This is a genomic window from Chelatococcus daeguensis (assembly GCF_001887265.1).
GTDB lineage: Bacteria > Pseudomonadota > Alphaproteobacteria > Rhizobiales > Beijerinckiaceae > Chelatococcus_A > Chelatococcus_A sambhunathii.
Window position 1 is genome coordinate 2,659,784 of sequence record NZ_CP018095.1, and the last position, 22,536, is coordinate 2,682,319.

The window sequence follows — 22,536 nt, forward strand, 5'->3', positions numbered from 1 at the left end:
AACAGCGGCGCGCAACCTCCTCGCCCGCCTTGGCCGGGCTTGTCCCAGCCATCCACGCCTTTCGGCCGAGTGCAAGCATGGCGTGGATGCCCGCGACAAGCGCGGGCATAACGGAAAGCCCGCGCTCAGCCCCCAACCGTCCGTGTCGCCTCTACCAGCCACGCCCGGTCCGCGCCCTCGAGCGCCGGCATCAGCGCCTCGCGCACGCGGGCATGGTAGGCGTCGAGCCACGCACGCTCTTCGTCGCTCAGCAGCGAAGGCTCGACCAGCGCGAGGTCGATGGGCGCCAGCGTCAGCGTTTCGAAGCCGAGCATCGGCCGGTCGGCGCCGGGCATGTCCCGCTCCTCGACGAGAACGAGGTTCTCTATGCGGATGCCGTATTCGCCTTCCTTGTAGTAACCCGGCTCGTTGGAGAGGATGACGCCCGGCTCCAGCGGCGTCGTGCCCAACTTGGAGATGCGGTGCGGCCCCTCGTGCACCGAGAGGAAGGCGCCGACGCCGTGGCCCGTGCCGTGGTCGAAGTCGAGCCCCGCCTCCCACAGCGGCCGGCGCGCGAAGCTGTCGAGCTGCGCGCCGCTGGTGCCCTTCGGGAAGACCGCCGTGGCGATGGCGATATGACCCTTGAGCACGCGGGTGAAGCGCTCCCGCATCTCGGCACTCGGCGTGCCCACGGCGAGCGTGCGCGTGATATCCGTCGTGCCGTCCTCGTATTGCGCGCCGGAATCGATGAGGAAGATGCCCTCGCCGATGCGGCGGTTGCTCGCCATCGTGACATGGTAATGCGGCAGGGCCGCATTCGGCCCGGCGCCGGCGATGGTGTCGAAGGAGATGTCGACGAGCGCGTTCGTCTCGGCGCGGAAATTCTCCAGCGCGACCGCGGCGTCGATCTCCGTGAGGCTACCGCCGGGCGCCTCGCGGGCAAACCAGGCGAGGAAGCGGGTGACCGCCACGGCGTCGCGGCGCTGTGCGGCACGGGCGCCGGCCTTCTCCGCCTCGTTCTTGACCGCCTTCATGAGGCTGATCGGATCATCGCCCACATCAGCCGTGCCGCCGGCGGCGCTCACCGTCTCGCGCAAGGCCGCCGCCGCCGTCGCCGCGTCGAGCCGCACGCGCCGCCCGCCGGCGGCCGCCGTGGCGAGCGCGGCGAGCAAAGTGTCAGGCGAGGCAATGTCGGCGAGCGGCGCCAGCGCCTCGCGCAGCTCCGTCCCGATCTTGTCCTCGTCGATGAAGATTGTTGCCCGGCCGCCGCGCGGCACGAGCGCATAGCCGAGGGCCAGCGGCGTATGGGCGACGTCAGCCCCCCGCAGGTTGAAGAGCCAGGCGAGATTATGCGGATCGCTGACGACGAGGGCATCGCTGCGCGCCTTCGCTAGCTTCTCGTTGAGCTGCGACAGCTTGTCGGCAGCGGAGACGCCGGCGAAGATGAGCGGATAGGGCCGCGCCGGGGCTCGCGGCGGTACCGGACGGTCGCTCCAGATGGCATCGACGGGATTGTCGGCCACCGGCACCAGCGTGCCGCCCGCGTCCTCGGCCGCGCGGGCGAGCCTGTCCACCGCCGCGGGGGTGTGCAGCCATGGATCGTAACCGAGCTTCGCCCCCTGCGGCAGGTTCTCGCCGATCCAGGCCGCTGGCGGCATTTCGTTGCTCGCAACCGGTGCGAAAAGCTCGGTGTCGACCTGCTCGCGCACCTGCAGCGTATAGCGCCCGTCGACGAAGATCGCCGCCTTGTCCATAAGCACCACGGCCGTGCCGGCCGAGCCGCCGAAGCCCGTCAGCCAGGCGAGCCGCTCCGCATGGGGCGGCACGTATTCGCCCTGGTGCTCGTCGGCGCGCGGCACGACGAAGCCGTCGAGGCCCCGGCGGCGCAATTCATGCCGCAGCGCAGCAAGATGCGGCCCGCAGGCGGCCGGGTCGCGATCGTTGTCGAAGGCCTGAAAGCGGCTCTGCCTCATCAGCTTCGGGCTCCCTCATGCAAATGTTTCATATGTAACCGGTTTTTGGCATCGCGCGCCCAATGCGGCGGCAGCGTCGCACAATTGTCATGCACCTCACGCTGCCCTGGCAAGCATCCCGCGAACAGGCCCGCTCAGCATGCATAGGTCATATGCGCTGACCCATCTTCTTCGCACATGCAGCATTCCCTATATTGCGACCATAAACACGCGAGGAAGCGTTCCCGGGGCTGTCCTCCAACGTGCGGAGATGGACCCATGGCTTACGTTACGACCGACATCGCTTATGTAGCGCCCAAGAAGACCGGAGTCTTCAAGCGCATCCTCAATGCCCTCGTCGAGGCGCGCATGCGCGCTGCCGACCGGGAAATCCGCCGCCTGGAGGCGATCTACGGCCCGCTGACCCTGAAGGACGCGGACCTCGACAAGGTCAGCCTCGGCAAGTCCGGCGCACTGCCCTTCGCCCGCTGAGGCGAGGGACTGCGCAGCCGGTTCACATCGATCGAAAGGCAACAGATATGTTCATCGTGACCATCCTGAGGGCGATCGGCCGTTTTACGGTCACGATGGCCGAGATCGTCGCTGAGGCGCAGGCCATGCGCCGCGAGATGCGTCGCCGCTACCCGGCCATCGATTACTGACAGCGGCCTTTCATCGACGCGGGCGGGGGGCAGCGCCTCCCCGCCTCAGAACCAGCGTCGCCCAGCCTTCACGCTCGGCACGCCTGACGAGCGCCAGCCCCTGCGAGGCATAGGCGCTGACGACCCCCGGCACATCGCGGATCAGCAGCCCCGAGAGCACCAAGGTGCCCTGCGGGGCAAGCACTTTGCGCAGGGACGGCGCAAGAAGCCTGAGCGGCCGGGCAAGGATATTCGCAAAGACGAGATCGTAGTGACCCTTGCGGGCAGCGAAATGGTGCTGCACGCCCGGCGCTGCGTAAAGCCGCACGTGGTCGCGCGCGCCGTTCAGTCTCGCGTTGGCGCGCGCGACCGCGACGGCCACCGGATCGATGTCACCCGCCACGACCGGCCTATGCAAAGCCCGCGCCGCAGCGATGGCAAGGATGCCAGTGCCCGTGCCGACGTCGAGCACATGGCGGGGCCGTCCGCGCTTCAGCTCCGCGACGAGTTCCAGGAGGCAGCCGAGCGTCGTGCCATGGTGGCCCGTGCCGAAGGCGAGCGCCGCGTCGATCTCGACGGCGATGTCATTCGCCCGCACGACGGCCCGGTCATGGCTGCCGTGGACGAGGAAGCGCCCCGCCCGCACCGGCTTCAAGCCCTCAAGGCTCGCCTTCACCCAGTCCTTCACCTCGATCGGCGCGAAGACCGCGCCGTCCACCGCATCGCCGACGATGGGGCGCAGCAGGTTCAGGATCGCCGCCTCGTCCGGTGCGCTCGAGAAATAGACTTCCAGATGCCAGCGCCCGTCCGGAGCCTCGAAGGCTGCCACCGCCGTCTCGGCCGGATCGAAGAACTCCCCGAGAAGCTCGACCATGGCCTGGGCAGAGCTCTCGTCCGCGGCAAGGCGCATGGAATGGGTGGGCTTGTGCGGCGGCAGGCCTTCGAGCATGGGGCTGGCTTTCAGTAACGAATGGCGCGTGTCTTAGACCGTGTCGCCGCCCGGGGAAAGGGCGGGAGCGGTTCACGCCCCAACGAGCGTGAACCAGCCGTCCTCGTCGATGACCTCCACACCGAGCTCCTGCGCCTTGGCGAGCTTGGAGCCAGCGCCCGGCCCGGCCACCACGAGGTCGGTCTTCTTCGATACCGAACCCGCTACCTTGGCGCCGTAGCGCTCGGCCATGGCCTTGGCCTCGTCGCGAGACATGCGCACGAGCGTGCCGGTGAAGACCACCGTCTTGCCCGCGACCGGACTCTCGATGGTCACCGTCCGTTCCATCTCCTGCGGCGTCACTTGTGTAAGCAGCGCGTCCAGAGTCGTCTCATTGTGCGGTTCGGCGAAGAACTGCACCAGCGCCTCCGCCACCACCTCGCCGATGCCGTCGATGGCGTTGAGCTCCGCCCAGGCTTCCGATGCGCGGTCGCGGGCGGCGATCAGGGCCGCCCGCAGCGCCTCGAAGGTGCCGTAGTGGCGGGCGAGGAGCTTCGCCGTCGTCTCGCCCACATGGCGGATGCCGAGCGCGAAGATGAAGCGGTTGAGTGGCACCCGCCGGCGCGCCTCGATGGCCGCGAAGAGGTTGCGCACGCTCGTCTCGCCGAAGCCCTCGCGGTCCTTCAGCTTCTTCAGGCTCGCCGCATCGCGCTCGGCCAGTGTGAAGATATCCTGCGGGCCGTGCACCAGTCCCTCGCGGAAGAAGAGCTCGATCTGCTTGTCGCCGAGGCCGTCGATGTCGAGCGCGTTGCGCGACACGAAGTGCTTCAGGCGCTCCATGGCCTGCGCCGGGCAGGTAAGCCCGCCTGTGCAGCGCCGAACGGCGTCCTCCCGCCCCGTGCGGGGGTTGATCTCGCGCACCGCATGGCTTCCGCAGGCCGGGCATGTGGCCGGGAAGCGGTAGGGTTCGGAGCCGGCCGGGCGCTTGTCCATGACGACGCCGAGCACCTGCGGGATGACGTCGCCGGCGCGTTGGATCTCGACCGTGTCGCCAATGCGGATATCGATGCCACCGCGGATCGGCTGGCCGTCGCCGCCGATGCCGCGGATGTAGTCCTCGTTGTGCAGCGTCGCGTTGGCGACAACGACGCCGCCCACCGTGACGGGTTTCAGCTTCGCCACGGGCGTCAGCGCCCCCGTCCGCCCCACCTGGATCTCGATGTCGAGCAACTCGGTCATCGCCCGCTCGGCGGGGAACTTGTGAGCGATGGCCCAGCGCGGCGACCGCGAGACGAAGCCGAGGCGCTCCTGTAGAGCCAAACTGTCCACCTTGTAGACGACGCCGTCGATGTCGTAGCCAAGATTGGCCCGGTCGGCCTCGATGGCGTGATAGCGGGCGAGCAGATCCTCGACGCTGTGGCAGCGCTTCATCAGCGGGTTGATGGGAAAGCCCCAGCGCCCCAGCGCCTCAACCACCCCCATCTGCGTGTCGGCCGGCAGGGCCGACACGTCACCCCAGGCGTATGCGAAGAAGGCGAGCGGCCGGCGTGCGGTGACTGCCGGGTCGAGCTGGCGTAGCGAGCCCGCCGCGGCATTGCGCGGATTGGCGAAGAGCGGCTTCCCGGCCTCTGCCTGGCGCTGGTTGATGGCCGCGAAATCCGCATGGCGCATGTAGACCTCGCCGCGCACCTCGAACACCTCGGGCATGTCGGCGGCGTCGATCTCCTTGGGGATGGCGTCGACGACGCGGGCATTGGCCGTCACGTCCTCCCCCTCCTCCCCGTCGCCGCGCGTCGCGGCCGTGACGAGGCGACCCTTCTCGTAGCGCAGGCTGATGGACAGGCCGTCGATCTTCGGCTCGGCGGTGATGACAAGCGGCGCGTCGGGGGCGAGGCCCAGAAAGCGGCGGATCCGCACGACGAACTCCGCGACGTCCTCGTCGGCGAAGGCATTCGACAGCGACAGCATGGGCACGCGGTGGCGCACCTTGGCGAATTTCTCGCTCGGCCGGGTGCCGACCTTCTTCGTCAGGCTCTCGTCGGTGGCAAGGTCGGGAAAGCGAGCCTCCAGCGCCTCGTAGCGGCGCCGCAGGGCATCATAATCGGCATCGGAGATGGTGGGCGCATCCTCGCCGAAATAGCGGCGGTCGTGCTCGGCGATCTCGGCGGCGAGGGCCGCGTGCTCGCGCTTCGCCTCCCGCGGCGTCAATACCTCGACGGCGACGTCGCGCAGGGAAGCACCCGCTGTGGAGGACGAAGAACGTTCGGACATGGGCGTCGCGCTCATGGATTCGGGGAGCGCAGACTATATGACAAAGCGGGCCGTCTTCACCTACCTCGTCATCGCCACCCGCCCTTCGCCATCCAGTCCGCCCGCAGGACTATTCGCAGTGCTCGACACGCATATGGGGATAGGCCCCGTTGCCTCCGCGGAGCGATGCGGGCAGCGTCGCGGGCGCGAGGATTTCGTGGCCCCCGTCAGGGAGGCCACCGGCGGCCGCGGCGGCGAGGCGGCCTTTCCCCCTGTCGCTCGACTGCCTGCGATGCTTCGGCACCGTCACGGAGCCGATCGCGTCCTTCGACATGATGCACGAGGGATTAAAGGAGCTCCGCGCCTGGCCTTCAGGCGCTCAGCCTTCCGTCTCCAGCAGCCGCGCCGCGGCGGCGCGCGCCTCGTCCGTGATGGTTGCCCCAGCGAGCATGCGGGCGATCTCCTCCTGGCGCATGCGTTCGGCGAGCGGCGTCACGCGCGTCGCCACCTTGTCCGCGGTTGCCGCCTCCTTGGCGATGAGGAGATGGTTCGCGGCGCGCGCGGCGACCTGCGGGGCGTGGGTGACCGCGACGACCTGCACCCGCGCCGCGAGGCGCTTCAGGCGCTGGCCGATGGCATCGGCCACGGCGCCGCCGACACCGGTGTCGATCTCGTCGAAGATCAGCGTCGGCGCCGAGCCCTTGTCCGCCAGCACCACCTTGAGCGCCAGCATGAAGCGTGACAGCTCGCCGCCGGACGCGACCTTCATCAGCGGGCCCGGCCGCGTGCCCGGATTGGTCTGCACCCAGAATTCCACCCGGTCGAAGCCTTCCGCCGCCTCGGCGCTGTCGTCGCTGTCGATGCGCGCGATGAAGCGCGCCCGCTCCAGCCTGAGCGGCGGCAGTTCCGCATTGACGGCTGCTTCGAGCTGCGCCGCGGCCTCGGCCCGCCCGGCGCTGAGGTGCGCCGCCGCTGCGCGATAGACCGCGCTCGCCTCGTCCACCGCGGTGGAGAGCCGATCGAGTTCCGCCTCGCCGGCATCGATAGCGGCGAGATCGGCGAGGAAGCGCTGGCGTAGGGGCGCGAGGTCGTCCGCCGGCACATCATATTTGCGCGCGGCGGCCCGAAGCGCGAACAGCCGCTCCTCCACGCGCTCCAGTTCACGCGGATCGAAGGCCGCCGCGCGCAGCGCCTCCTCCAGGGCGGCGCGCGCATCGTCGAGCGCGACGAGGGCCGCGTCGAGCGCCGCGACACTGGGCTCGACGAGGCTCGGCGCCTGCTGCGCCCGCCGCTCCAGCCGGCGCACGGCGGCCGACAGGACCGGCACGGGCGAGGCATTGCCGGCAACCGCGTCGAAGGCCTCGTTCAGGTCGCTCGCCACCTTCTCCGCCTGCATCATGAGCTGGCGCCGCTCAGCGAGCGCCTCTTCTTCGCCGGCGTCGGGATTGAGCGCCTCAAGCTCCTCCGCCGCATGGCGCAGGAAATCGGCCTCCTTGCGCGCCGCCTCAATCCGAGCACGATGGCGCACGAGCGCTGCCCGCGTCTCGCGCAGGCGCGCATGGGCCGTCTCCACCTTCGCAGCCTCCTGCTGCAACTCCCCGAAGACGTCTAGGATGGCGCGGTGGGTGGCCGCATCGACGAGCGCCCGGTCGTCGTGCTGGCCGTGGATTTCGACGAGCGTGGCGCCGATCGTCTTCAGCGCCTGGACGCTGACCGGCTGGTCGTTGACGAAGGCGCGCGTGCGCCCGTCCGCATGCTGGAGGCGGCGCAGGATGAGCGCGCCATCCTCGGCGATGCCGAAGCTGCGTGCCGCCTGCCAGGCGGGATGCTCGCCCGCCACCTCGAAGACGGCGGTGACTTGCCCCTGCGCCGCGCCGTGGCGCACAAGGCCGCCGTCGCCACGTCCGCCGAGGGCCAGCGCGAAGGCATCGAGCAGGATGGACTTGCCGGCACCGGTTTCGCCGGTAAGGACGCTAAGGCCGCGATCGAAGGCGAGATCGAGCCGGTCGATCAGAACGATGTCGCGGATGGCGAGCTGGACGAGCATGCCGCCCGCGCCGCGATCAGCCGCCGAGGCCCACGGACCGCGTGAAGCCGCGGAAGGTCCGGCTGATCCACGAACCCGTGTCCTCGCGCGGCTCATGCCCGCCGCTCTGCAGCAGCTTGTACGCGTCCTTGTACCAGGGGCTGTCGGGGAAGTTGTGGCCAAGCACGGCCGCAGCGGTCTGCGCCTCGCTGACAACGCCGAGAGCGAGATAGGCCTCCGTCAGGCGCTGTAGCGCTTCCTCCACGTGCCGGGTCGTCTGGTACTTGCTGACGACGTCGCGGAAACGGTTGATGGCGCCCGTGTAGTTCCGCCGCTGAAGGTAATAGCGGCCGATCTCCATCTCCTTGCCGGCAAGCTGGTCGCGCACCACCTGCAGCTTGAACTTGGCATCTTCGGCATATTCGGAGCGCGGATGACGCTCGACGAGTTCCTGGAAGGCGGCGAGCGCCTTCTCGGTGCGCTCCTGGTCGCGCGTCACGTCCGGAACTTCGCGATAGTACGACATCGCCAGCAGGTACTGCGCGTAGGCCGCATCCTCCCCGTTGGGATAGAGCGTCAGGTAGCGTCGCGCGTCGTTGACCGATTCGCTGAACTCTCCGCCCTCGTAGGAGGCGTAGGTCTTCATGATCAGCGCCTTGCGCGCCCATTCGCTGCGCGGATAGGTCTTGTCGATCTGGTCGAACTTCTTCGAGGCGTCCGGGTACTCGTTCTTGGCCATCAGCGCGAGCCCCTCGTTGTAGAGGTTCGCGGCCGGCACGTCGGGGACGAGCTCGGGCTTGTACTTCTCGTCCTTCTCGAAGGGATTGAGCGAGGAGAGCGTGTCGCACGCCGTCAGAGAAAGGCCCAGCGCCGCGCATGCGAGCAGCCTGCCGATATTCGGCATCAGCGCGCCGGTCCGGGCGGTCTTGGACGAAAATGCAGAGCGCATTACCTCACCTTCCTCCACTGCGGCCCCACGGCCACGGCTCACCATCGCTCGACGGTTGGGCTGTTTAACCCAAAGCCACCGCTTCCGCCAAGGTCTGGAAAAGCATTGCGAGCCGTTTTCGACGCCGGCAACCTGCGAGGCTGAAAACGGCGTTTCGATGGCGTCGCAGGTAGACGTCAGTGAATGTCCGGTGCGAAGGCCGGCACCGCGATGCCGCCTGCGATCTCGGCGTGGCCCTGCTCGCGCCGGGCCTCGCCCTCGACGATCGCGTAGTTCGCGCGATCAGCGAACAGAGCATCGAGAACCATGAAGTTCAAACGGTGCCCGCCGCAATAGGAGTGATAAGCGCCGATCAGCGGCAAACCGGACAGAGCAAGATCACCGATTGCGTCGAGCAGCTTGTGGCGAACGAACTCGTCGGGATGGCGCAGGCCCTCCTCGTTGAGGATGCGGTCCTCGCCGAGCGCCACCGTATTCTCGAGGGAGGCGCCGAGGGCAAAGCCCGCCTTCCACAGCCGCTCCACGTCGCGCATGAAGCCGAAGGTGCGGGCATTGGCGATCTCGCGCCGGTAGACCGTCGCCGACAGGTCGACGATCTTGCGCTGGCGGCCGATCAGCGGCGTGTCGAAATCGATCTCGACATCGAGGCGGAAGCCCTTGTCGCGCGGCCTGAGCTCGGCGAAGGCCTTGCCCTGCTGCACGCGCACCGGGCGCAGTACCTTCACGTAGCGGCGCGCCGCCGACTGGGAGGCGAGGCCGACGCGGTCGAAGGCCTCGACGAAGAGGGCGGCGCTGCCGTCGAGAATCGGGATCTCCGGACCGTCGACCTCGATCAGCGCATTGTCGATGCCGAGGCCGGCGAGCGCCGACATGAGATGCTCGATGGTGGCGACCGCGCCCGAGTCGCTTTCGCCGATGACGGTGCAGAGTTCCGTCGCACTCACCGCGATGTGGCGCGCCTCGATCAGCCGCTCCCGCCCGTTGGCAAGCCCAGTCCGCAGGAAGACGATGCCGTGGTTGACGTCCGCAGGATGGATGGTGAGCCGCACAGGTTTCCCGGAATGAACGCCGTTGCCCGTCAGGGTCACGGTATCACGAAGCGTCGTCTGCCCGTTGGCTTTCATTCTTTCGGTCCCGTCGCCCGGAGCGGGCGGATGCACCCAAGACAGTGCAAGGCTTGCGGCCCTTGCCAAGGCACGTGATTCGCGACATCGACGTTTCGAATCCCGCGCGAGTTGCGTGGACCATAGTCGCGCCGCCAAACGCGGCCAAATCACGCTTTCTTACTGTCTGTTACACTGATCGTTGGGCCCTCACGATACATGTAAACCTTTGAAAAATATTAACGAAAGAAAAACCCCGGAAGCTCGTGCCCCCGGGGTTGAGTCATGGCCTCGAGAAGGCGGCGCTCAGTTGGCCTGACGGCGCAGGAAGGCCGGGATCTCGAGCTGGTCGTCGTCGATCGTGCGGCTCGGCGCCGGCGCGCGGCCGTGCGGGTCGAGCGCCCCCTGTGCCGGCCGGTAGCCCTGCGCCTGCGGGCGCTTGGCATATTCGGCGTGCACCGGCGACGGCGCCGGCTGCGGCGCCTGCTGGCGCACCGGCTGTGGCGCGGGCGCCGGGGCGGCCGGCTGGTGGTCGTCGCGGCGGCCAAGGCCGACGGAGGCGATGCGCTGCAGCAGGGACATGCGCTTGTGGTCGGCGCCGTGGTCCTGATGCTCCGGCCGCGCGGCGCGGATCTGGTTCTGCACCGGCAGCGGCAGCTCGTCGACGCGCGGCATGCGCGTCGGGCGCACCACGGCCCGCTCGGGCTGGGGCGGGATGAAATGCTCCTGCATCTCATGCGGCGCCGGCTCGTGCATGACCGGAGCCGGAGCTGCGGCCATCGCCGCCGCCGTGGCCGCGCGCGGCGCCGCGGCCGGCGCGATCATGACGTCGTGACGCACGTGTTCCGCACGCGGCATCTCCTGGCGAACCGGCGCAGCGACGGGAGCCGCAACCGGGGCAGCGACCGGCGCTGGCTCGGCGACCGGAGGGACGAACTCGGCGGCGGGAGCCTGGGGAGCCGGCATCGGCTCCACTGGCGCCGCGACGGGAGCCGGGGCAGCGACCGGCGCGGGAGCTGGCATCGGCTCGGGCGCGACCGGCGCGGCGGCGACACGCGGCGTCGTCTCGATGGCCACGGGGCGCGGCGCCACGGGCGGATGCGCCGCCCGTTGACGGGCCTCCGAGCGCAGGCGCTCGGCGACTTCGGCGATGCGCTGCTCCGTCAGCGACAGGTCCTGCGCGTTGTGGATCAGTTCCTGGTCGATGCCGGTGGCGACGACGGAGACGCGGATCGTGCCCTCGAGGCTTTCGTCGAAGGTGGCACCGAGGATGATGTTGGCCTCGGAATCGACCTCCTCGCGGATGCGCGTCGCGGCTTCGTCCACCTCGTAGAGCGTCAGATCCGGACCGCCCGTGATGGAGATGAGCAGGCCGCGTGCCCCCTTCATCGACACGTCGTCGAGGAGCGGATTGGCGATGGCGGCCTCGGCCGCCGTGATGGCGCGGCCGTCGCCGGAGGCTTCGCCCGTGCCCATCATCGCCTTGCCCATGCCCCGCATGATGGCGCGCACGTCGGCGAAATCGAGGTTGATGAGGCCTTCCTTCACCATGAGGTCGGTGATGCAGGCGACGCCCGAGTAGAGCACCTGGTCCGCCATCGCGAAGGCATCGGCGAAGGTGGTCTTCTCGTTGGCGACGCGGAAGAGATTCTGGTTCGGGATGACGATCAGCGTGTCGACAGCCTGCTGTAGCTCGCCGATGCCGGCCTCCGCCACCCGCATGCGGCGCTGACCCTCGAAGTGGAAGGGCTTGGTCACGACGCCAACGGTCAGGATGCCCATGTCGCGCGCGGCGCGGGCGATGACGGGGGCCGCCCCGGTGCCGGTGCCGCCGCCCATGCCGGCGGTGATGAACACCATGTGCGCGCCCGACAGCTGATCGCGGATCTCGTCGATCACCTCCTCGGCGGCCGCGCGGCCCACCTCCGGCTGCGAGCCGGCGCCGAGGCCTTCCGTCACCTGCAGACCCATCTGCACGATGCGCTGGGCGCGGGCGCTGGTGAGCGCCTGGGCATCGGTGTTCGCGCAGACGAACTCGACGCCCATCAGCCCCGACTCGATCATGTTGTTCACGGCGTTGCCGCCGGCGCCGCCGACGCCGAACACCGTGATGTGGGGCTTCAGTTCCCGGATGTCCGGGGCTTGCAGATTGATCGCCATGGTCGTGGCCTCTTCTTCTCAAACGGCGCCCGGCTGCGCGCCCCTCTCACTCCGGTTCCAGACTGTCGCGGCCGCCGCGCCGCTCCAATCTCAGAAGCTCTCCCTGAACCAGCGTCCCATTCGGGACAGGTAACCATCCGTGCCTGTCGCGAGCATGGTCCGGGCCGCCTTGGGCTCGAAATGCTCGATATGGGCGACCTGCGGGTAGACCAGCAGACCGACCGCCGCCGCGAAGGCGGGTCCCTTCGCGGCTTCCGGCAGCCCCTTGATGCCGAGCGGCCGGCCGATGCGCACCTGGGCCGAGCCCTTCGGGCCAGCGAGGATGCGCCTGGCGACGTCCGGCAGGCCCGTCAATTGGGAAGCCCCGCCGGTCAGGATGACGCGCCGTCCGTCGGCCGGGGCAAAGCCCGCCGCCTTCAGCCGGTCGCGCACCAGCTCCAGGATTTCCTCGACACGCGGGCGGATGATCCGCACCAGATGCGACTTCGGCATGTGGTTCGGCACGTCCCGCTCGCTCTCGTCGACGAGCGGCACGGAGATGATCTCGCGCTCGTCCGACGCGGAAGGGAGCGCACCGCCGTAGAGCGTCTTGAGGCGCTCGGCCGCAGCGAGGTGCGTCGACAGGCCCCGCGCCACGTCCATGGTGACATGATGGCCGCCGACCGCGACCGCGTCGGCATGGACGAGATGGCCGGCGAAGAACGCGCCGAAGCTCGTCGTGCCGCCGCCGAGGTCGACGACGAGCCCGCCCATCTCCGCCTCGTCGTCGACAAGCGTGGCGATACCCGCCGCATAGGGACTCGCTACGATGGCCTCGACGTCCAGATGGCAGCGCTCGACGGCCAGCATGAGGTTGCGTGCGGCGGAAGCTTCGCTCGTCACGACACTGAGGTCGACGCCGAGATTCTCGCCAATCATGCCGACCGGGTCGAGCACGCCCTTCTGCCCGTCGAGCGCGTAGCCCGTCGGCAGGGCGTGCAGCACGACGCGGCCCGGCTTCAGGCTGTGGGCGCTCGCGGCATCGAGCACACGGTGCACGTCCGCGCTCGTCACCGTGCCGCGCGTCGCGACATTGGCGGCGAAGCTTTGCGCCGCGAGCCGCCCGCCGGTCAGGTTGACGATGACCGACTGCACTTCGACCTTCGCCATCCGCTCGGCCGCGTCGACCGCTTGGCGGATCGCCTGCTCCGCGGCCTCGAGGTCGACGACGATGCCGCCCTTGAGGCCGAGCGAGCGCTGGTGGCCGATGCCGAGCACGCGCACCTGGTGGGTGCGGCGGCGCAGCACGTCGCTTTCGCTCGCCGGCAGCAGCTGGGCGATGAGGCAGACGACCTTGCTGGTACCGACGTCGAGCACGGACAGAAGCGTGCTCTTGCGGGCGGACAGGGGCTTCAGGCGCGGCGTCAGGCCATTGCGCAAGGAGCTCATATATCCGCCTCCCTGGCGCTCGTCGGCTTCTTCTTCGCCGCCTCGGCACGGGCGGCTGCGGCCTCGACGCCGAGCCGCATCACGACCCTGTCGGACTGGCGCATGTCGATGACGAGAATGTCCCGCTCCAGGATGCGGTCGCTCTCCTCGAGCTCCGCCAGCCGGGCGACCGCCGCCGTCGGGTTCGCCTCCGGCAGGCGAACCTCGAGGCCGTTGTCGAAAATGAGGTTCCAGCGCCGGCCGGCGATGAGCGAGCCCGCCCTGATTCGCTCGCGCAGCGTACCGGCGGCGTCCAGGAGTTCGAGATAGTCGGCCGAGTGCACGTTGGCGCGGTCGCCGACGACGAGCGGCAGGCGCGTGTAGCGCGCATCGTTGAGGAAATCGATCACCGTTCCGTCGGCGGCCACGACGAAGACCTCTCCGTTGCGCTGCCAGAGAGCAAAGGGCTCCCGCTCGGTGATCGTGATGGCGAGTTCGTTCGGATAGAGCTTGCGCACCGAGGCCTCGCGGATCATCGGCACGGCCTCGAGGTTCTGGCGCACCGCGGCGGGATCGATGAAGAGCACCGAACTGTTCGGCGAAATGCCGCCCGCGGCGAGTATCTCCGCCGGCCTGAGCTCCGCGAGGCCGGATATGACGACCTGCCGGATGCCAAAGCCGAAGGCGCGGGCGACGGCGTCGCTCAGGGTGCCGTTCTCGGCCCTGAACCGGTCGACGTGCCCACCGGCGAAGGCGCCATAGAGACCGATGCCGGCGAAAAGGGCGAGGGTGAGCGCGCTACCGAGCCCGCGCGGCAGCCGTCGGCGGCCGCCGACGCGGACGTAGCCGCGCCGGCGCCATCCCCGGAACAGCCGAAGGCGCGGCCATTCCGGCGCGGCAAACAGCGCGCCGGCGGGCATGGCCGCAGCGGCCGAGACAGCCCCGCGGGGGCTTCTCGTTCCTACCGGTCGCAGGAGGCGTCCTCCACCATCCATCGCATGAGCTCGCCGAATGAATACCCCGCATGCGCGGCCAGTTCGGGCACCAGGCTGGTCTCGGTCATGCCGGGCTGCGTGTTGACCTCGAGACAGACGAGCTTGCCAGATCCCTCTGGCCGGTCGTCGTACCGGAAGTCGGCGCGGGAGACGCCACGACAGCCGAGTGCTTGATGCGCCGTTAACGCCAACTCTTCGATCTGTTGGTAAATTTTTGGTTTAATTTTTGCCGGGAGGATGTGGATCGAGCCACCTTTCGCATATTTCGCATCATAGTCGTAAAAGGCGCCCGCCGCGGGCCGGATGTCTATGACACCCAAGGCTTTGCCGCCCATCACGGCACAGGTGAGCTCGCGCCCGGCAATGTACTCCTCAGCGAGCAGCCAGTCGGTGTGCGGCCAGTCGGGCCGCGTTAACTCTTGCGGCGGGTGCGAGCGCTCCTCGCGCACGATGATGACGCCGACCGACGAGCCCTCGTTGACCGGCTTCAACACGTAGGGCGGCGGCAGCACGTGGCGCTCGGCTGCCTCGCGCCGGTGCACCACGATGCCATGCGCCACCGGCACGCCGGCCGCTGCCATCACGAGCTTGGCCCTGGCCTTGTCCATGGCAAGCGCCGAAGCGAGCACGCCGGAATGGGTATAGGGCAGGCGCATGATCTCGAGGATGCCCTGGATGGTGCCGTCCTCTCCCGGGCTGCCGTGCAGTGCGTTGAAGACCACGTCGGGCCTCAAGCGGTCGAGCACGGCCGCGATGTCGCGGCCCACGTCGATGCGCGTCACGCGGTAGCCCTCCGCCTCGAGGGCGTCGGCGCAGGCCTTGCCCGAGTTGAGGGACACTTCGCGCTCGGCGGACAGGCCGCCCATCAGCACCGCAACGTGTTTGGTCATGTTCCCGCATCCTTATCCAACGAGGTGCGGCACCGGCTCGCCAAAGGAGCGCCGGGCCGCGGCTCGGCGCGGCGTCAGGCCACGCCCACCCGCTTGATCTCCCACGCGAGCATCACGCCGGAGTGTGCCTGCACACGCCGACGAACTTCCTCACCGAGATTCTCGATCTCCGTCGCCGTGGCGCCACCGAGATTGACGAGGAAGTTGCAATGCATCTCCGACACCTGCGCCTGGCCGATCCTGAGCCCGCGGCAGCCGGCGGCGTCGACCAGCTGCCACGCCTTCGCCCCGTCGGGGTTCTTGAAGGTGGAACCGCCGGTGCGCGTGTTGACCGGCTGAGTGGCGGCCCGGGCTTCGGTGATCTCGTTCATGCGGGCGAGGATTTCCGCCGGATCGCCGGGCCGGCCCTCGAACAGCGCCTCGACGAAGACGAACTCCTCCGGCACGCCGGCATGGCGATAGGAGAACTGCATGTCCGCACAGGAGAGCACGTGTCGCCGGCCCTTCCGGTCGAGCGCCCGCGCCTCGACGAGCACGTCCTTGACCTCCCCGCCATAGGCGCCGCCGTTCATGCGCAAGGCCCCGCCGACGGCACCGGGAATGCCGCGCAGGAAGGCGAGCCCGTCGATGCCGGCCTCGGCGGCGGCCCGCGCCACCTTGACGTCCGGCGCCCCGGCCCCTGCCCGCACCCGGCTGCCCCCCTCGACGCTCACCTCGGCGAAGGCCTTGCCGAGGCGCAGGACGACACCGGGCACCCCGCCGTCACGCACGAGGAGGTTCGAGCCGAGGCCGATGACGGTGAGCGGCACTCCCTCAGGGAGATTGGCCAGAAAGAGCGCCAGATCGTCCTCGTCCGCCGGCGTGAACAGCACTTGGGCCGGCCCGCCCGTGCGGAACCAGCTGAGCGGTGCAAGCGGCGCATTGGCCAGCAGCGCGCCACGCAAGCCCGGCATAGCGGCGGCAAGCTCGGCAGTGATGTCGGGAAAGCTCATGGCGTCGCCTCGTGCAGGTCGTGGACAGGGCGCTTCCCTGTCACGCGCCCTCCCCTGCTTCGAGTTCGCCGGGCAGGGCATAGGCCCAGTTGGTGATCGTGCCGGCGCCGAGACACACGACATAGTCGCCCGGTTTGACGAGGCGGCGCACGATAGCGGCGAGCGCCTGCGGCCCCTCAAGAGCGATCGCCTGGCGGTGGCCGCGGGCCTTGAGGCCGGCCACGAGATCGTCACGCTCGGCCCCCGCGATCGGCTGCTCGCCGGCGGCATAGACAGGGGCGACGATGACCGCGTCGGCATCGTTGAAGCAGGTGCAGAAGTCGTTGAACAGGGCCTTGAGCCGCGTGTAGCGATGCGGCTGCATGACCGCGATCACCTGCCCCTTCGTCGACGCGCGGGCGGCGCGCAGGACGGCGGCGATCTCCACCGGGTGGTGGCCGTAGTCGTCGAAGATGGTGACGCCGTTCCACTCGCCCGTGCGAGTGAAGCGCCGCTTGACGCCGCCGAAGCCGGCGAGCGCTTGGCGGATCGCCTCCGGACTCATGCCCAGCTCGTGCGCGACGGCGATCGCCGCCGTGGCATTGAGCGCATTGTGGTGGCCGGGCATGGGCATGACGAGATCGGGGATCACCGTCTCCGCGCCCGTCTTGCGGTCGCGGATCAGCACCTTGAAGCGGCTCTTGCCGCCGTTGAGGTCGATGTCGATGAGGCGCACGTCCGCCTGCGGGTTCTCGCCATAGGTGATCACGCGCCGGTCCTCGATCTGGCCGACGAGGTCCTGCACCGTTGGGTGGTCGATGCACATCACCGCGAAGCCGTAGAACGGCAGGTTCTCGACGAAGGAGCGGAAGGCCGCCTTGATGGCGTCGAAGGTCTTGAAATGGTCGAGGTGCTCGGGGTCGATGTTGGTGACGATGGCGACATCAGCCGGCAGCTTGAGGAAGGTACCGTCGGACTCGTCCGCCTCCACCACCATCCAGTCACCGGCCCCGAGGCGGGCGTTGGTGCCATAGGCGTTGATGATGCCGCCGTTGATGACGGTCGGGTCGAAACTGCCGGCATCGAGCAGCGTCGCAACGATCGAGGTCGTCGTCGTCTTGCCGTGCGTGCCGGCGATCGCGACGCAGGTCTTGAGCCGCATCAGTTCGGCCAGCATCTCGGCCCTGCGCACCACCGGCAGGCGCTTTTCGCGCGCGGCAGCGAGCTCGGGATTATCGCGCTTGATGGCGGTGGACACGACGACGACTTCGGCATCGCCGAGGTTCTCGGTCGCATGCCCGATGGAAATGGATGCCCCCTTCTCGCGCAGGCGCTTCACATTGGCGTTGTCGCTCGCATCCGAGCCCTGCACCGTGTAGCCGAGGTTGAGGAGCACCTCGGCGATGCCCGACATGCCGATGCCGCCGATGCCGATGAAGTGGATGGGACCGAGCTCGCGCGGCAGCTTCATGGTGTCGTCTCCGTTTGCGAGGCTTGTTCTTGGGCGAGTCTGCCGATGCGTATGACGAGCGCGGCGAGACGCTCCGCCGCGTCGACGATGCCCGCGCTCTTGGCTGCTTCGGCCGCCCGCGTCAATGTCTCGGGCGCATCGAGGCGCGCCTCGATCTCCGCCGCGAGGCGGGCGGGCGTGAATTCGCCCTGCGCAATGACGCTGGCCGCGCCGATTGCCCCGAGGCTCGCGGCATTGGCCGCCTGGTCCTGGTCGAGCGCGCCGGGCAGCGGCACGAGGATGGACGGGCGGCCGATGACGGAAAGCTCGGCGACCGTGGAGGCGCCAGCGCGCGAGACCACAAGATGCGCCGCGGCCATGCGGCGCGGCAGGTCGTTGAAGAAGGGCTCGATCTCGCAGGAGACGCCGAGGCGCGCATAGATGCCGCGCACCCGCTCGAGATCCTCCGGCCGGGCCTGCTGCACGATGTGGAGGCGCGCGCGCGCCGCTTCGCCGAGCTGCTCGACCGCAACTGGCACCACGTCGCTCATCACCCGCGCGCCCTGGCTGCCGCCGAAGACGAGGAGCGACAGGCGCTCGCCGGCCGCAAGCGGCCGGAAGGGCGCGGTCGCCGCCTCGATGACGCTGGGGCGCACCGGGTTGCCGGTATGCGTCGTCTTGGCGCGCGCCGCCTCGCTCAGGCCCTTCACCGCGGCGAAGCCGGTGGCGATGGCCGTGACGCGGCCCATGAGGAAGCGGTTGGCGCGGCCGACGACGGCGTTCTGCTCGTGGATGACGCTCGGCACCATCGCCATGGTGGCGGCGAGCACCGGCGGCACCGTCGGATAGCCGCCGAAGCCGACGACGACGGCCGGCCGGCGCTCGCGCATCAGGCGGCGCGCCCGCCAGACGCCCCGCGCCAGCGTGACGAAGGACTGCACGGCGGCGAAGGGCGAGCGCCGCGACGGCGTTGCCGAAGGGATGACGAAACGCTCGCTGGCCGGGAAATGATGGGCATAGGCGGCCGCGCGCTCGTCGGTCGCGAGCGCCACCGCCACGCCGCGCCGGCCGAGCGCCGCCGCCAGCGCCTCGGCCGGGAAGAGATGGCCGCCGGTGCCGCCGGCGGCGAGGAGGACGAAGCCTTCCCTGCTCATCGCGTCTCGCCCCACCGGCGCGGCCCAGCATCGTAGATTTCGGCCCGCGGCCTGCGGCGCGTCAGGGCGATGAGGAAGCCCATGCCAATCGCCAGGGAGAACAGCGAGGAGCCGCCGTAGGAGATGAAGGGCAACGTCATGCCCTTGGCCGGCAGAAGATGCACGTTCACCATCATGTTGATGGAAGCCTGGATGCCGAAGAGCGTCGCAAGCCCCGTCACCGCGAGGCGGCAGAAGGGATCGTCGTCGCGCTGGGCGAGAACGAGGCTGCGGATGACGATGAAAGCGAACAGCAGCACGATGGCGATGCACACGACGATGCCGAATTCCTCCGCCGTGGCAGCGAAGATGAAGTCGGTGTGCGCATCGGGCAGGATGCGCTTGACCGTGCCCTCGCCCGGTCCCTTGCCCAGCCAGCCGCCCTGGGCGAAGGATTCCATCGCCATGTCGACCTGGAAGGTGTCGCCGACGTCATCGTTGAGGAAGCGCTCGATGCGGCCGCGCACGTGCGGGATGAACTCATAGGCGGCGACGAGCCCGGCAAGGCCCATGCCGCCGATGCCCGCCACCCAGAAGATGTGCAGCCCCGCCGCGAAGAACACCGCCGCCCATACCAGCGTCACGAGCATGGTCTGGCCGATGTCCGGCTGCAGGATGAGCGGCACGATGGTCGCGGGCAGGATGAGGATGGCGAAGATCGTCCCCGGCATGTCCCTGCGGCGCCCGCCTTCCGCAAAGAGCCACGCGATGAGCACGACGAAGGCCGGCTTCACGAATTCCGACGGCTGTACGGTGATGCCGGCAAGCGAAATCCAGCGGCGAGAGCCCTTGACCTCTGGGCCGACGTAGAGCGCCGCGACGATGAGCGCCATGCCGACGATGAAGACGAGGAGCGCGACGCGCCTCACCTGGCGTGGCGTCAGCAGCGACGTCGCGATGAGCATGAGGATGGCCGGCACCAGATAGAAGACCTGCCGGTTGACGAAGTGGAAGGTCGGCAGCCCGAGCCGCTCGGCCACCGGCGGCGCGCCGCCCATGAGGAAGACGATGCCCGCCACCATGAGCACGCCGAGCGCGCCGAGAGTGAAGCGATCGACCGTCCACCACCAGTCGGCGAGCACTGTCCGTTCTGCGCGCGACACCATGGCTCACTCCTTCGCGAAAGGCTCGAGGCCGGGCAGGGCCAGGACGAGATCGCGGAACCTGTCGCCGCGAACCTCGAAATTGCGGAACTGGTCATAGGAGGCACAGGCCGGTGACAAGAGCACCACCGGCTCGGCATGTTTGGAAATGGCCGCATCCTCCGCCGCCCGTGCCACGGCGACTTCGAGCGTGCCGCAGCGCTCATAGGGCACTCGGCCATCGAGCGTCGCCGCAAAATCATCGCTTGCCGCGCCAATCAGGTAGGCCCTGGCGATGCGCGGGAAGAGCGGGGCGAGCGGCGTGATGCCGCCCTCTTTGGCCTTGCCTCCCGCGATCCAGTGGATGCCGCCGTCGAAGGCGCAGAGCGCCTTTTCCGCAGCATCGGCATTGGTCGCCTTGGAATCGTTGACGAACAAGACCTTGCCGGCCCGTCCCACTTGCTCCATGCGGTGGGCGAGGCCGGGAAAGCGCGCGAGTCCCGCGCGGATGACGCCGAGATCGATCCCCGTCGCCATCGCAGCGGCTACGGCCGCCGCGGCATTCTGGGCATTGTGTGCCCCGCGCAGGGAGCCGATGCCGGTAAGGTCGATATGCGCAGCCACCGCAATGGCATCATCGGGGCCTGCCACCCGCAGCGTCAGGCCATGCGGCTCCCAGGACCAGCCCTCCTCTAGCCTGCGCTCAACCGAGATGGTCTCGAGCGGCCGGCCGAGCGCGACGCGCCGGCCCGCAATGGCGCGACAAAAGTCGTCGTCCACGCCGATCACGGCAAGCCCGGAGCCGGCGACGAGCCGCTCCTTGATGGCGGCGTAGTTCGCCATCGTGCCGTGACGGTCGAGATGATCGGGCGTGATGTTGAGAAGGATGCCGACGCTCGGTGCGAGCGAAGGCGCAAGGTCGATCTGGAAGGACGAGCACTCGACGACATAGGCGCGGCCGGCCCCGAAAGGCTCCAGCGCCAGCACCGGCGTGCCGATGTTTCCGCCCATTTGCACGTCGAGCCCGCCAACCTTGAGGAGGTGGGCGACGAGCGCCGTCGTCGTCGACTTGCCGTTGGTGCCGGTGACGGCGATGAACGGCGCCTCCGGCATGTGCCTCGCCCGCTCGCGGCAGAAGAGCTCGACGTCGCCGATGATCTCGATGCCGGCCGCACGCGCGAGCGGCACCGTCCAGTGCGGCTCGGGATGGGTCAAGGGTACGCCCGGCGAGAGCACGAGCGCGGCGACGCCGTCCCAGGCGATGTCGTGTAGGTTCTCGACGGCGATGCCCCTCGCGGCCGCGGTGACGCGCGCCATCTCCCCGTCGTCGTAGGCGACGACGGCGGCGCCGCCCGCCACCAGCGCCTCGGCCGTGGCGAGCCCCGAGCCGCCGAGCCCGAAGAGCGCGACCCGCCTGCCGGCGAAGGAGGTGACGGGGATCATCGCCTCACCTCAGCTTCAAGGTCGAGAGGCCGACGAGCGCGAGCACCACCGAGATGATCCAGAAGCGGATCACAACTTGCGGCTCCGTCCAGCCGAGCTGCTCGAAGTGATGGTGGATCGGCGCCATCTTGAAGACGCGCTTGCCCGTGAGCTTGAAGGACGCGACCTGGATGATCACCGACAGCGCCTCCACGACGAAGAGGCCGCCGACGATGGCAAGCACGATCTCGTGCTTGGTCGCGACCGCGATTGTGCCGAGAAGGCCGCCGAGGGCAAGCGAGCCCGTGTCGCCCATGAAGATCTGCGCCGGCGGGGCGTTGAACCACAGAAAGCCGATGCCCGCCCCCATTACCGCACCGCAGATGACGGCGAGTTCGCCCGTGCCCGGCACGAAATTGATCTGCAGGTAGTTCGAGAAGATGGCGTTGCCGACGAGATAGGCGATGAAGCCGAAGGTCGCGGCCGCGATCATGACCGGCACGATGGCGAGGCCATCGAGCCCGTCGGTGAGATTCACCGCGTTGCCGGCGGCAACGATGACGAAGACACCGAAGGCGATGAAGAACCAGCCGAGGTCGAGGAGCAGATCCTTGAAGAAGGGGATGGCGACGGAGGTGGCGAGAGCGTCCCGCGTCGGCGGCAGATCCCCCCGCGCCACGAGGACGATGGCGATGCAGGCGATGCCGGCGATCAGCGCCTCGATGGCGAGACGCGAGCGGCCGGAAAACCCCTTGTGGGACTGCTTCGTGACCTTGAGATAGTCGTCGTAGAAGCCGATGGCGCCGAAGCCGAGCGTCACCAGCAGCACGATCCAAACGTAGGGATTGGCGAGATTGGCCCACAGCAGGGTGGAGACGACGAGCCCGGACAGGATCATCAGCCCGCCCATGGTGGGCGTGCCCTTCTTCGTCAGGAGGTGCGACTGCGGCCCGTCCTCGCGGATCGGCTGGCCCTTGCCCTGCTTGATGCGCAGGGCCGCGATGATGGCCGGGCCAAACATGAATACGAAGAACAGCGCGGTGGCCGTCGCGGCGCCCGTACGGAAGGTGATGTACCGGAAGACGTTGAGCCCGGGGATGATGTCGCTGAATTCGGCGAGCCAGACGAACATGCTCTT

18 protein-coding genes are annotated in these 22,536 nt (G+C 68.9%); 2 read left to right on the forward strand and 16 right to left on the reverse strand.

Features of this window, described 5'->3' with window-relative positions:
* Positions 1-125: 125 nt before the first annotated feature.
* The gene (locus tag BOQ54_RS12680; protein WP_055457452.1) at positions 126-1,952 is read right to left on the reverse strand and encodes an aminopeptidase P family protein; all 1,827 of its coding nucleotides are present in this window, start codon (positions 1,950-1,952) and stop codon (positions 126-128) included.
* Between the two features lie 258 nt (positions 1,953-2,210).
* Between BOQ54_RS12680 and BOQ54_RS12685 the strand changes: the two genes are divergently transcribed.
* Both BOQ54_RS12685 and BOQ54_RS20390 read left to right on the forward strand, forming a co-directional pair.
* Positions 2,211-2,423 (forward strand): hypothetical protein, encoded by a 213-nt coding sequence (locus tag BOQ54_RS12685; RefSeq protein WP_019402719.1) that lies wholly within the window; start codon positions 2,211-2,213, stop codon positions 2,421-2,423.
* Positions 2,424-2,470: 47 nt separating this feature from the next.
* The gene (locus BOQ54_RS20390) at positions 2,471-2,593 is read left to right on the forward strand and encodes a hypothetical protein (protein WP_019402720.1); all 123 of its coding nucleotides are present in this window, start codon (positions 2,471-2,473) and stop codon (positions 2,591-2,593) included.
* Positions 2,594-2,603: 10 nt separating this feature from the next.
* On the opposite strand, the gene BOQ54_RS12690 is transcribed toward BOQ54_RS20390, so the two are convergent.
* The 15 genes from BOQ54_RS12690 to mraY all read right to left on the reverse strand — a co-directional run bounded on the left by BOQ54_RS12690 (position 2,604) and on the right by mraY (position 22,530).
* Positions 2,604-3,521, reverse strand: coding sequence for a 50S ribosomal protein L11 methyltransferase (locus tag BOQ54_RS12690; protein WP_055457453.1), 918 nt, complete (start codon positions 3,519-3,521; stop codon positions 2,604-2,606).
* 72 nt (positions 3,522-3,593) lie between these two features.
* Positions 3,594-5,771 (reverse strand): NAD-dependent DNA ligase LigA, encoded by a 2,178-nt coding sequence (gene ligA / locus BOQ54_RS12695; protein ID WP_071924015.1) that lies wholly within the window; start codon positions 5,769-5,771, stop codon positions 3,594-3,596.
* Between the two features lie 358 nt (positions 5,772-6,129).
* Positions 6,130-7,797, reverse strand: coding sequence for a DNA repair protein RecN (recN, locus tag BOQ54_RS12705; RefSeq protein ID WP_071924017.1), 1,668 nt, complete (start codon positions 7,795-7,797; stop codon positions 6,130-6,132).
* Positions 7,798-7,813: 16 nt separating this feature from the next.
* Positions 7,814-8,680 (reverse strand): outer membrane protein assembly factor BamD, encoded by an 867-nt coding sequence (locus tag BOQ54_RS12710; protein WP_055457885.1) that lies wholly within the window; start codon positions 8,678-8,680, stop codon positions 7,814-7,816.
* 221 nt (positions 8,681-8,901) lie between these two features.
* Positions 8,902-9,849: a UDP-3-O-acyl-N-acetylglucosamine deacetylase gene (gene lpxC, locus BOQ54_RS12715; protein WP_071924018.1), complete on the reverse strand. Its 948-nt coding sequence runs from the start codon at positions 9,847-9,849 to the stop codon at positions 8,902-8,904.
* A gap of 285 nt (positions 9,850-10,134) precedes the next feature.
* Positions 10,135-11,988: a cell division protein FtsZ gene (gene ftsZ / locus BOQ54_RS12720; RefSeq protein ID WP_055457457.1), complete on the reverse strand. Its 1,854-nt coding sequence runs from the start codon at positions 11,986-11,988 to the stop codon at positions 10,135-10,137.
* Positions 11,989-12,078: 90 nt separating this feature from the next.
* The gene (gene ftsA / locus BOQ54_RS12725) at positions 12,079-13,416 is read right to left on the reverse strand and encodes a cell division protein FtsA (RefSeq protein ID WP_071924019.1); all 1,338 of its coding nucleotides are present in this window, start codon (positions 13,414-13,416) and stop codon (positions 12,079-12,081) included.
* On the reverse strand, positions 13,413-14,315 hold the full coding sequence (locus tag BOQ54_RS12730) for a cell division protein FtsQ/DivIB (protein ID WP_145979772.1): 903 nt from the start codon (positions 14,313-14,315) through the stop codon (positions 13,413-13,415). Before BOQ54_RS12730 ends, ftsA begins: the two co-directional genes overlap by 4 nt.
* Positions 14,316-14,356: 41 nt before the next feature.
* Positions 14,357-15,280, reverse strand: a complete 924-nt coding sequence (locus BOQ54_RS12735; protein ID WP_055457460.1) for a D-alanine--D-alanine ligase — start codon at positions 15,278-15,280, stop codon at positions 14,357-14,359.
* A 74-nt stretch (positions 15,281-15,354) separates the two neighbouring features.
* A complete protein-coding gene (gene murB / locus BOQ54_RS12740) occupies positions 15,355-16,272 on the reverse strand; it encodes a UDP-N-acetylmuramate dehydrogenase (protein ID WP_071924021.1) in 918 nt (305 codons plus the stop codon).
* A gap of 40 nt (positions 16,273-16,312) precedes the next feature.
* Complete coding sequence (murC, locus tag BOQ54_RS12745) at positions 16,313-17,722, reverse strand: UDP-N-acetylmuramate--L-alanine ligase (protein WP_063189274.1); 1,410 nt, start codon at positions 17,720-17,722, stop codon at positions 16,313-16,315.
* A complete protein-coding gene (gene murG, locus BOQ54_RS12750; protein WP_071924022.1) occupies positions 17,719-18,855 on the reverse strand; it encodes an undecaprenyldiphospho-muramoylpentapeptide beta-N-acetylglucosaminyltransferase in 1,137 nt (378 codons plus the stop codon). Before murG ends, murC begins: the two co-directional genes overlap by 4 nt.
* A complete protein-coding gene (locus tag BOQ54_RS12755; RefSeq protein WP_055457464.1) occupies positions 18,852-20,000 on the reverse strand; it encodes an FtsW/RodA/SpoVE family cell cycle protein in 1,149 nt (382 codons plus the stop codon). The genes murG and BOQ54_RS12755 overlap by 4 nt, the downstream gene beginning before the upstream one ends.
* Positions 20,001-20,003: 3 nt before the next feature.
* The gene (gene murD / locus BOQ54_RS12760; protein WP_071924023.1) at positions 20,004-21,419 is read right to left on the reverse strand and encodes a UDP-N-acetylmuramoyl-L-alanine--D-glutamate ligase; all 1,416 of its coding nucleotides are present in this window, start codon (positions 21,417-21,419) and stop codon (positions 20,004-20,006) included.
* 4 nt (positions 21,420-21,423) lie between these two features.
* The gene (gene mraY, locus BOQ54_RS12765; RefSeq protein ID WP_055457466.1) at positions 21,424-22,530 is read right to left on the reverse strand and encodes a phospho-N-acetylmuramoyl-pentapeptide-transferase; all 1,107 of its coding nucleotides are present in this window, start codon (positions 22,528-22,530) and stop codon (positions 21,424-21,426) included.
* Positions 22,531-22,536: the final 6 nt, after the last annotated feature.

Excerpts from the sequence above, each read along its gene's own strand:
- BOQ54_RS12680 (WP_055457452.1), bottom strand. The coding sequence starts at position 1,952 with ATGAGGCAGAGCCGCTTTCAGGCCTTCGACAACGATCGCGACCCGGCC.
- BOQ54_RS12735 (WP_055457460.1), bottom strand. The coding sequence starts at position 15,280 with ATGACCAAACACGTTGCGGTGCTGATGGGCGGCCTGTCCGCCGAGCGC.
- recN (WP_071924017.1), bottom strand. The coding sequence starts at position 7,797 with ATGCTCGTCCAGCTCGCCATCCGCGACATCGTTCTGATCGACCGGCTC.
- murB (WP_071924021.1), bottom strand. The coding sequence starts at position 16,272 with ATGAGCTTTCCCGACATCACTGCCGAGCTTGCCGCCGCTATGCCGGGC.
- BOQ54_RS20390 (WP_019402720.1), top strand. The coding sequence starts at position 2,471 with ATGTTCATCGTGACCATCCTGAGGGCGATCGGCCGTTTTACGGTCACG.
- BOQ54_RS12690 (WP_055457453.1), bottom strand. The coding sequence starts at position 3,521 with ATGCTCGAAGGCCTGCCGCCGCACAAGCCCACCCATTCCATGCGCCTT.
- BOQ54_RS12685 (WP_019402719.1), top strand. The coding sequence starts at position 2,211 with ATGGCTTACGTTACGACCGACATCGCTTATGTAGCGCCCAAGAAGACC.
- ligA (WP_071924015.1), bottom strand. The coding sequence starts at position 5,771 with ATGTCCGAACGTTCTTCGTCCTCCACAGCGGGTGCTTCCCTGCGCGAC.
- BOQ54_RS12710 (WP_055457885.1), bottom strand. The coding sequence starts at position 8,680 with ATGCCGAATATCGGCAGGCTGCTCGCATGCGCGGCGCTGGGCCTTTCT.
- ftsA (WP_071924019.1), bottom strand. The coding sequence starts at position 13,416 with ATGAGCTCCTTGCGCAATGGCCTGACGCCGCGCCTGAAGCCCCTGTCC.
- ftsZ (WP_055457457.1), bottom strand. The coding sequence starts at position 11,988 with ATGGCGATCAATCTGCAAGCCCCGGACATCCGGGAACTGAAGCCCCAC.
- murC (WP_063189274.1), bottom strand. The coding sequence starts at position 17,722 with ATGAAGCTGCCGCGCGAGCTCGGTCCCATCCACTTCATCGGCATCGGC.
- BOQ54_RS12730 (WP_145979772.1), bottom strand. The coding sequence starts at position 14,315 with ATGCCCGCCGGCGCGCTGTTTGCCGCGCCGGAATGGCCGCGCCTTCGG.
- murD (WP_071924023.1), bottom strand. The coding sequence starts at position 21,419 with ATGATCCCCGTCACCTCCTTCGCCGGCAGGCGGGTCGCGCTCTTCGGG.
- lpxC (WP_071924018.1), bottom strand. The coding sequence starts at position 9,849 with ATGAAAGCCAACGGGCAGACGACGCTTCGTGATACCGTGACCCTGACG.
- BOQ54_RS12755 (WP_055457464.1), bottom strand. The coding sequence starts at position 20,000 with ATGGTGTCGCGCGCAGAACGGACAGTGCTCGCCGACTGGTGGTGGACG.
- mraY (WP_055457466.1), bottom strand. The coding sequence starts at position 22,530 with ATGTTCGTCTGGCTCGCCGAATTCAGCGACATCATCCCCGGGCTCAAC.
- murG (WP_071924022.1), bottom strand. The coding sequence starts at position 18,855 with ATGAGCAGGGAAGGCTTCGTCCTCCTCGCCGCCGGCGGCACCGGCGGC.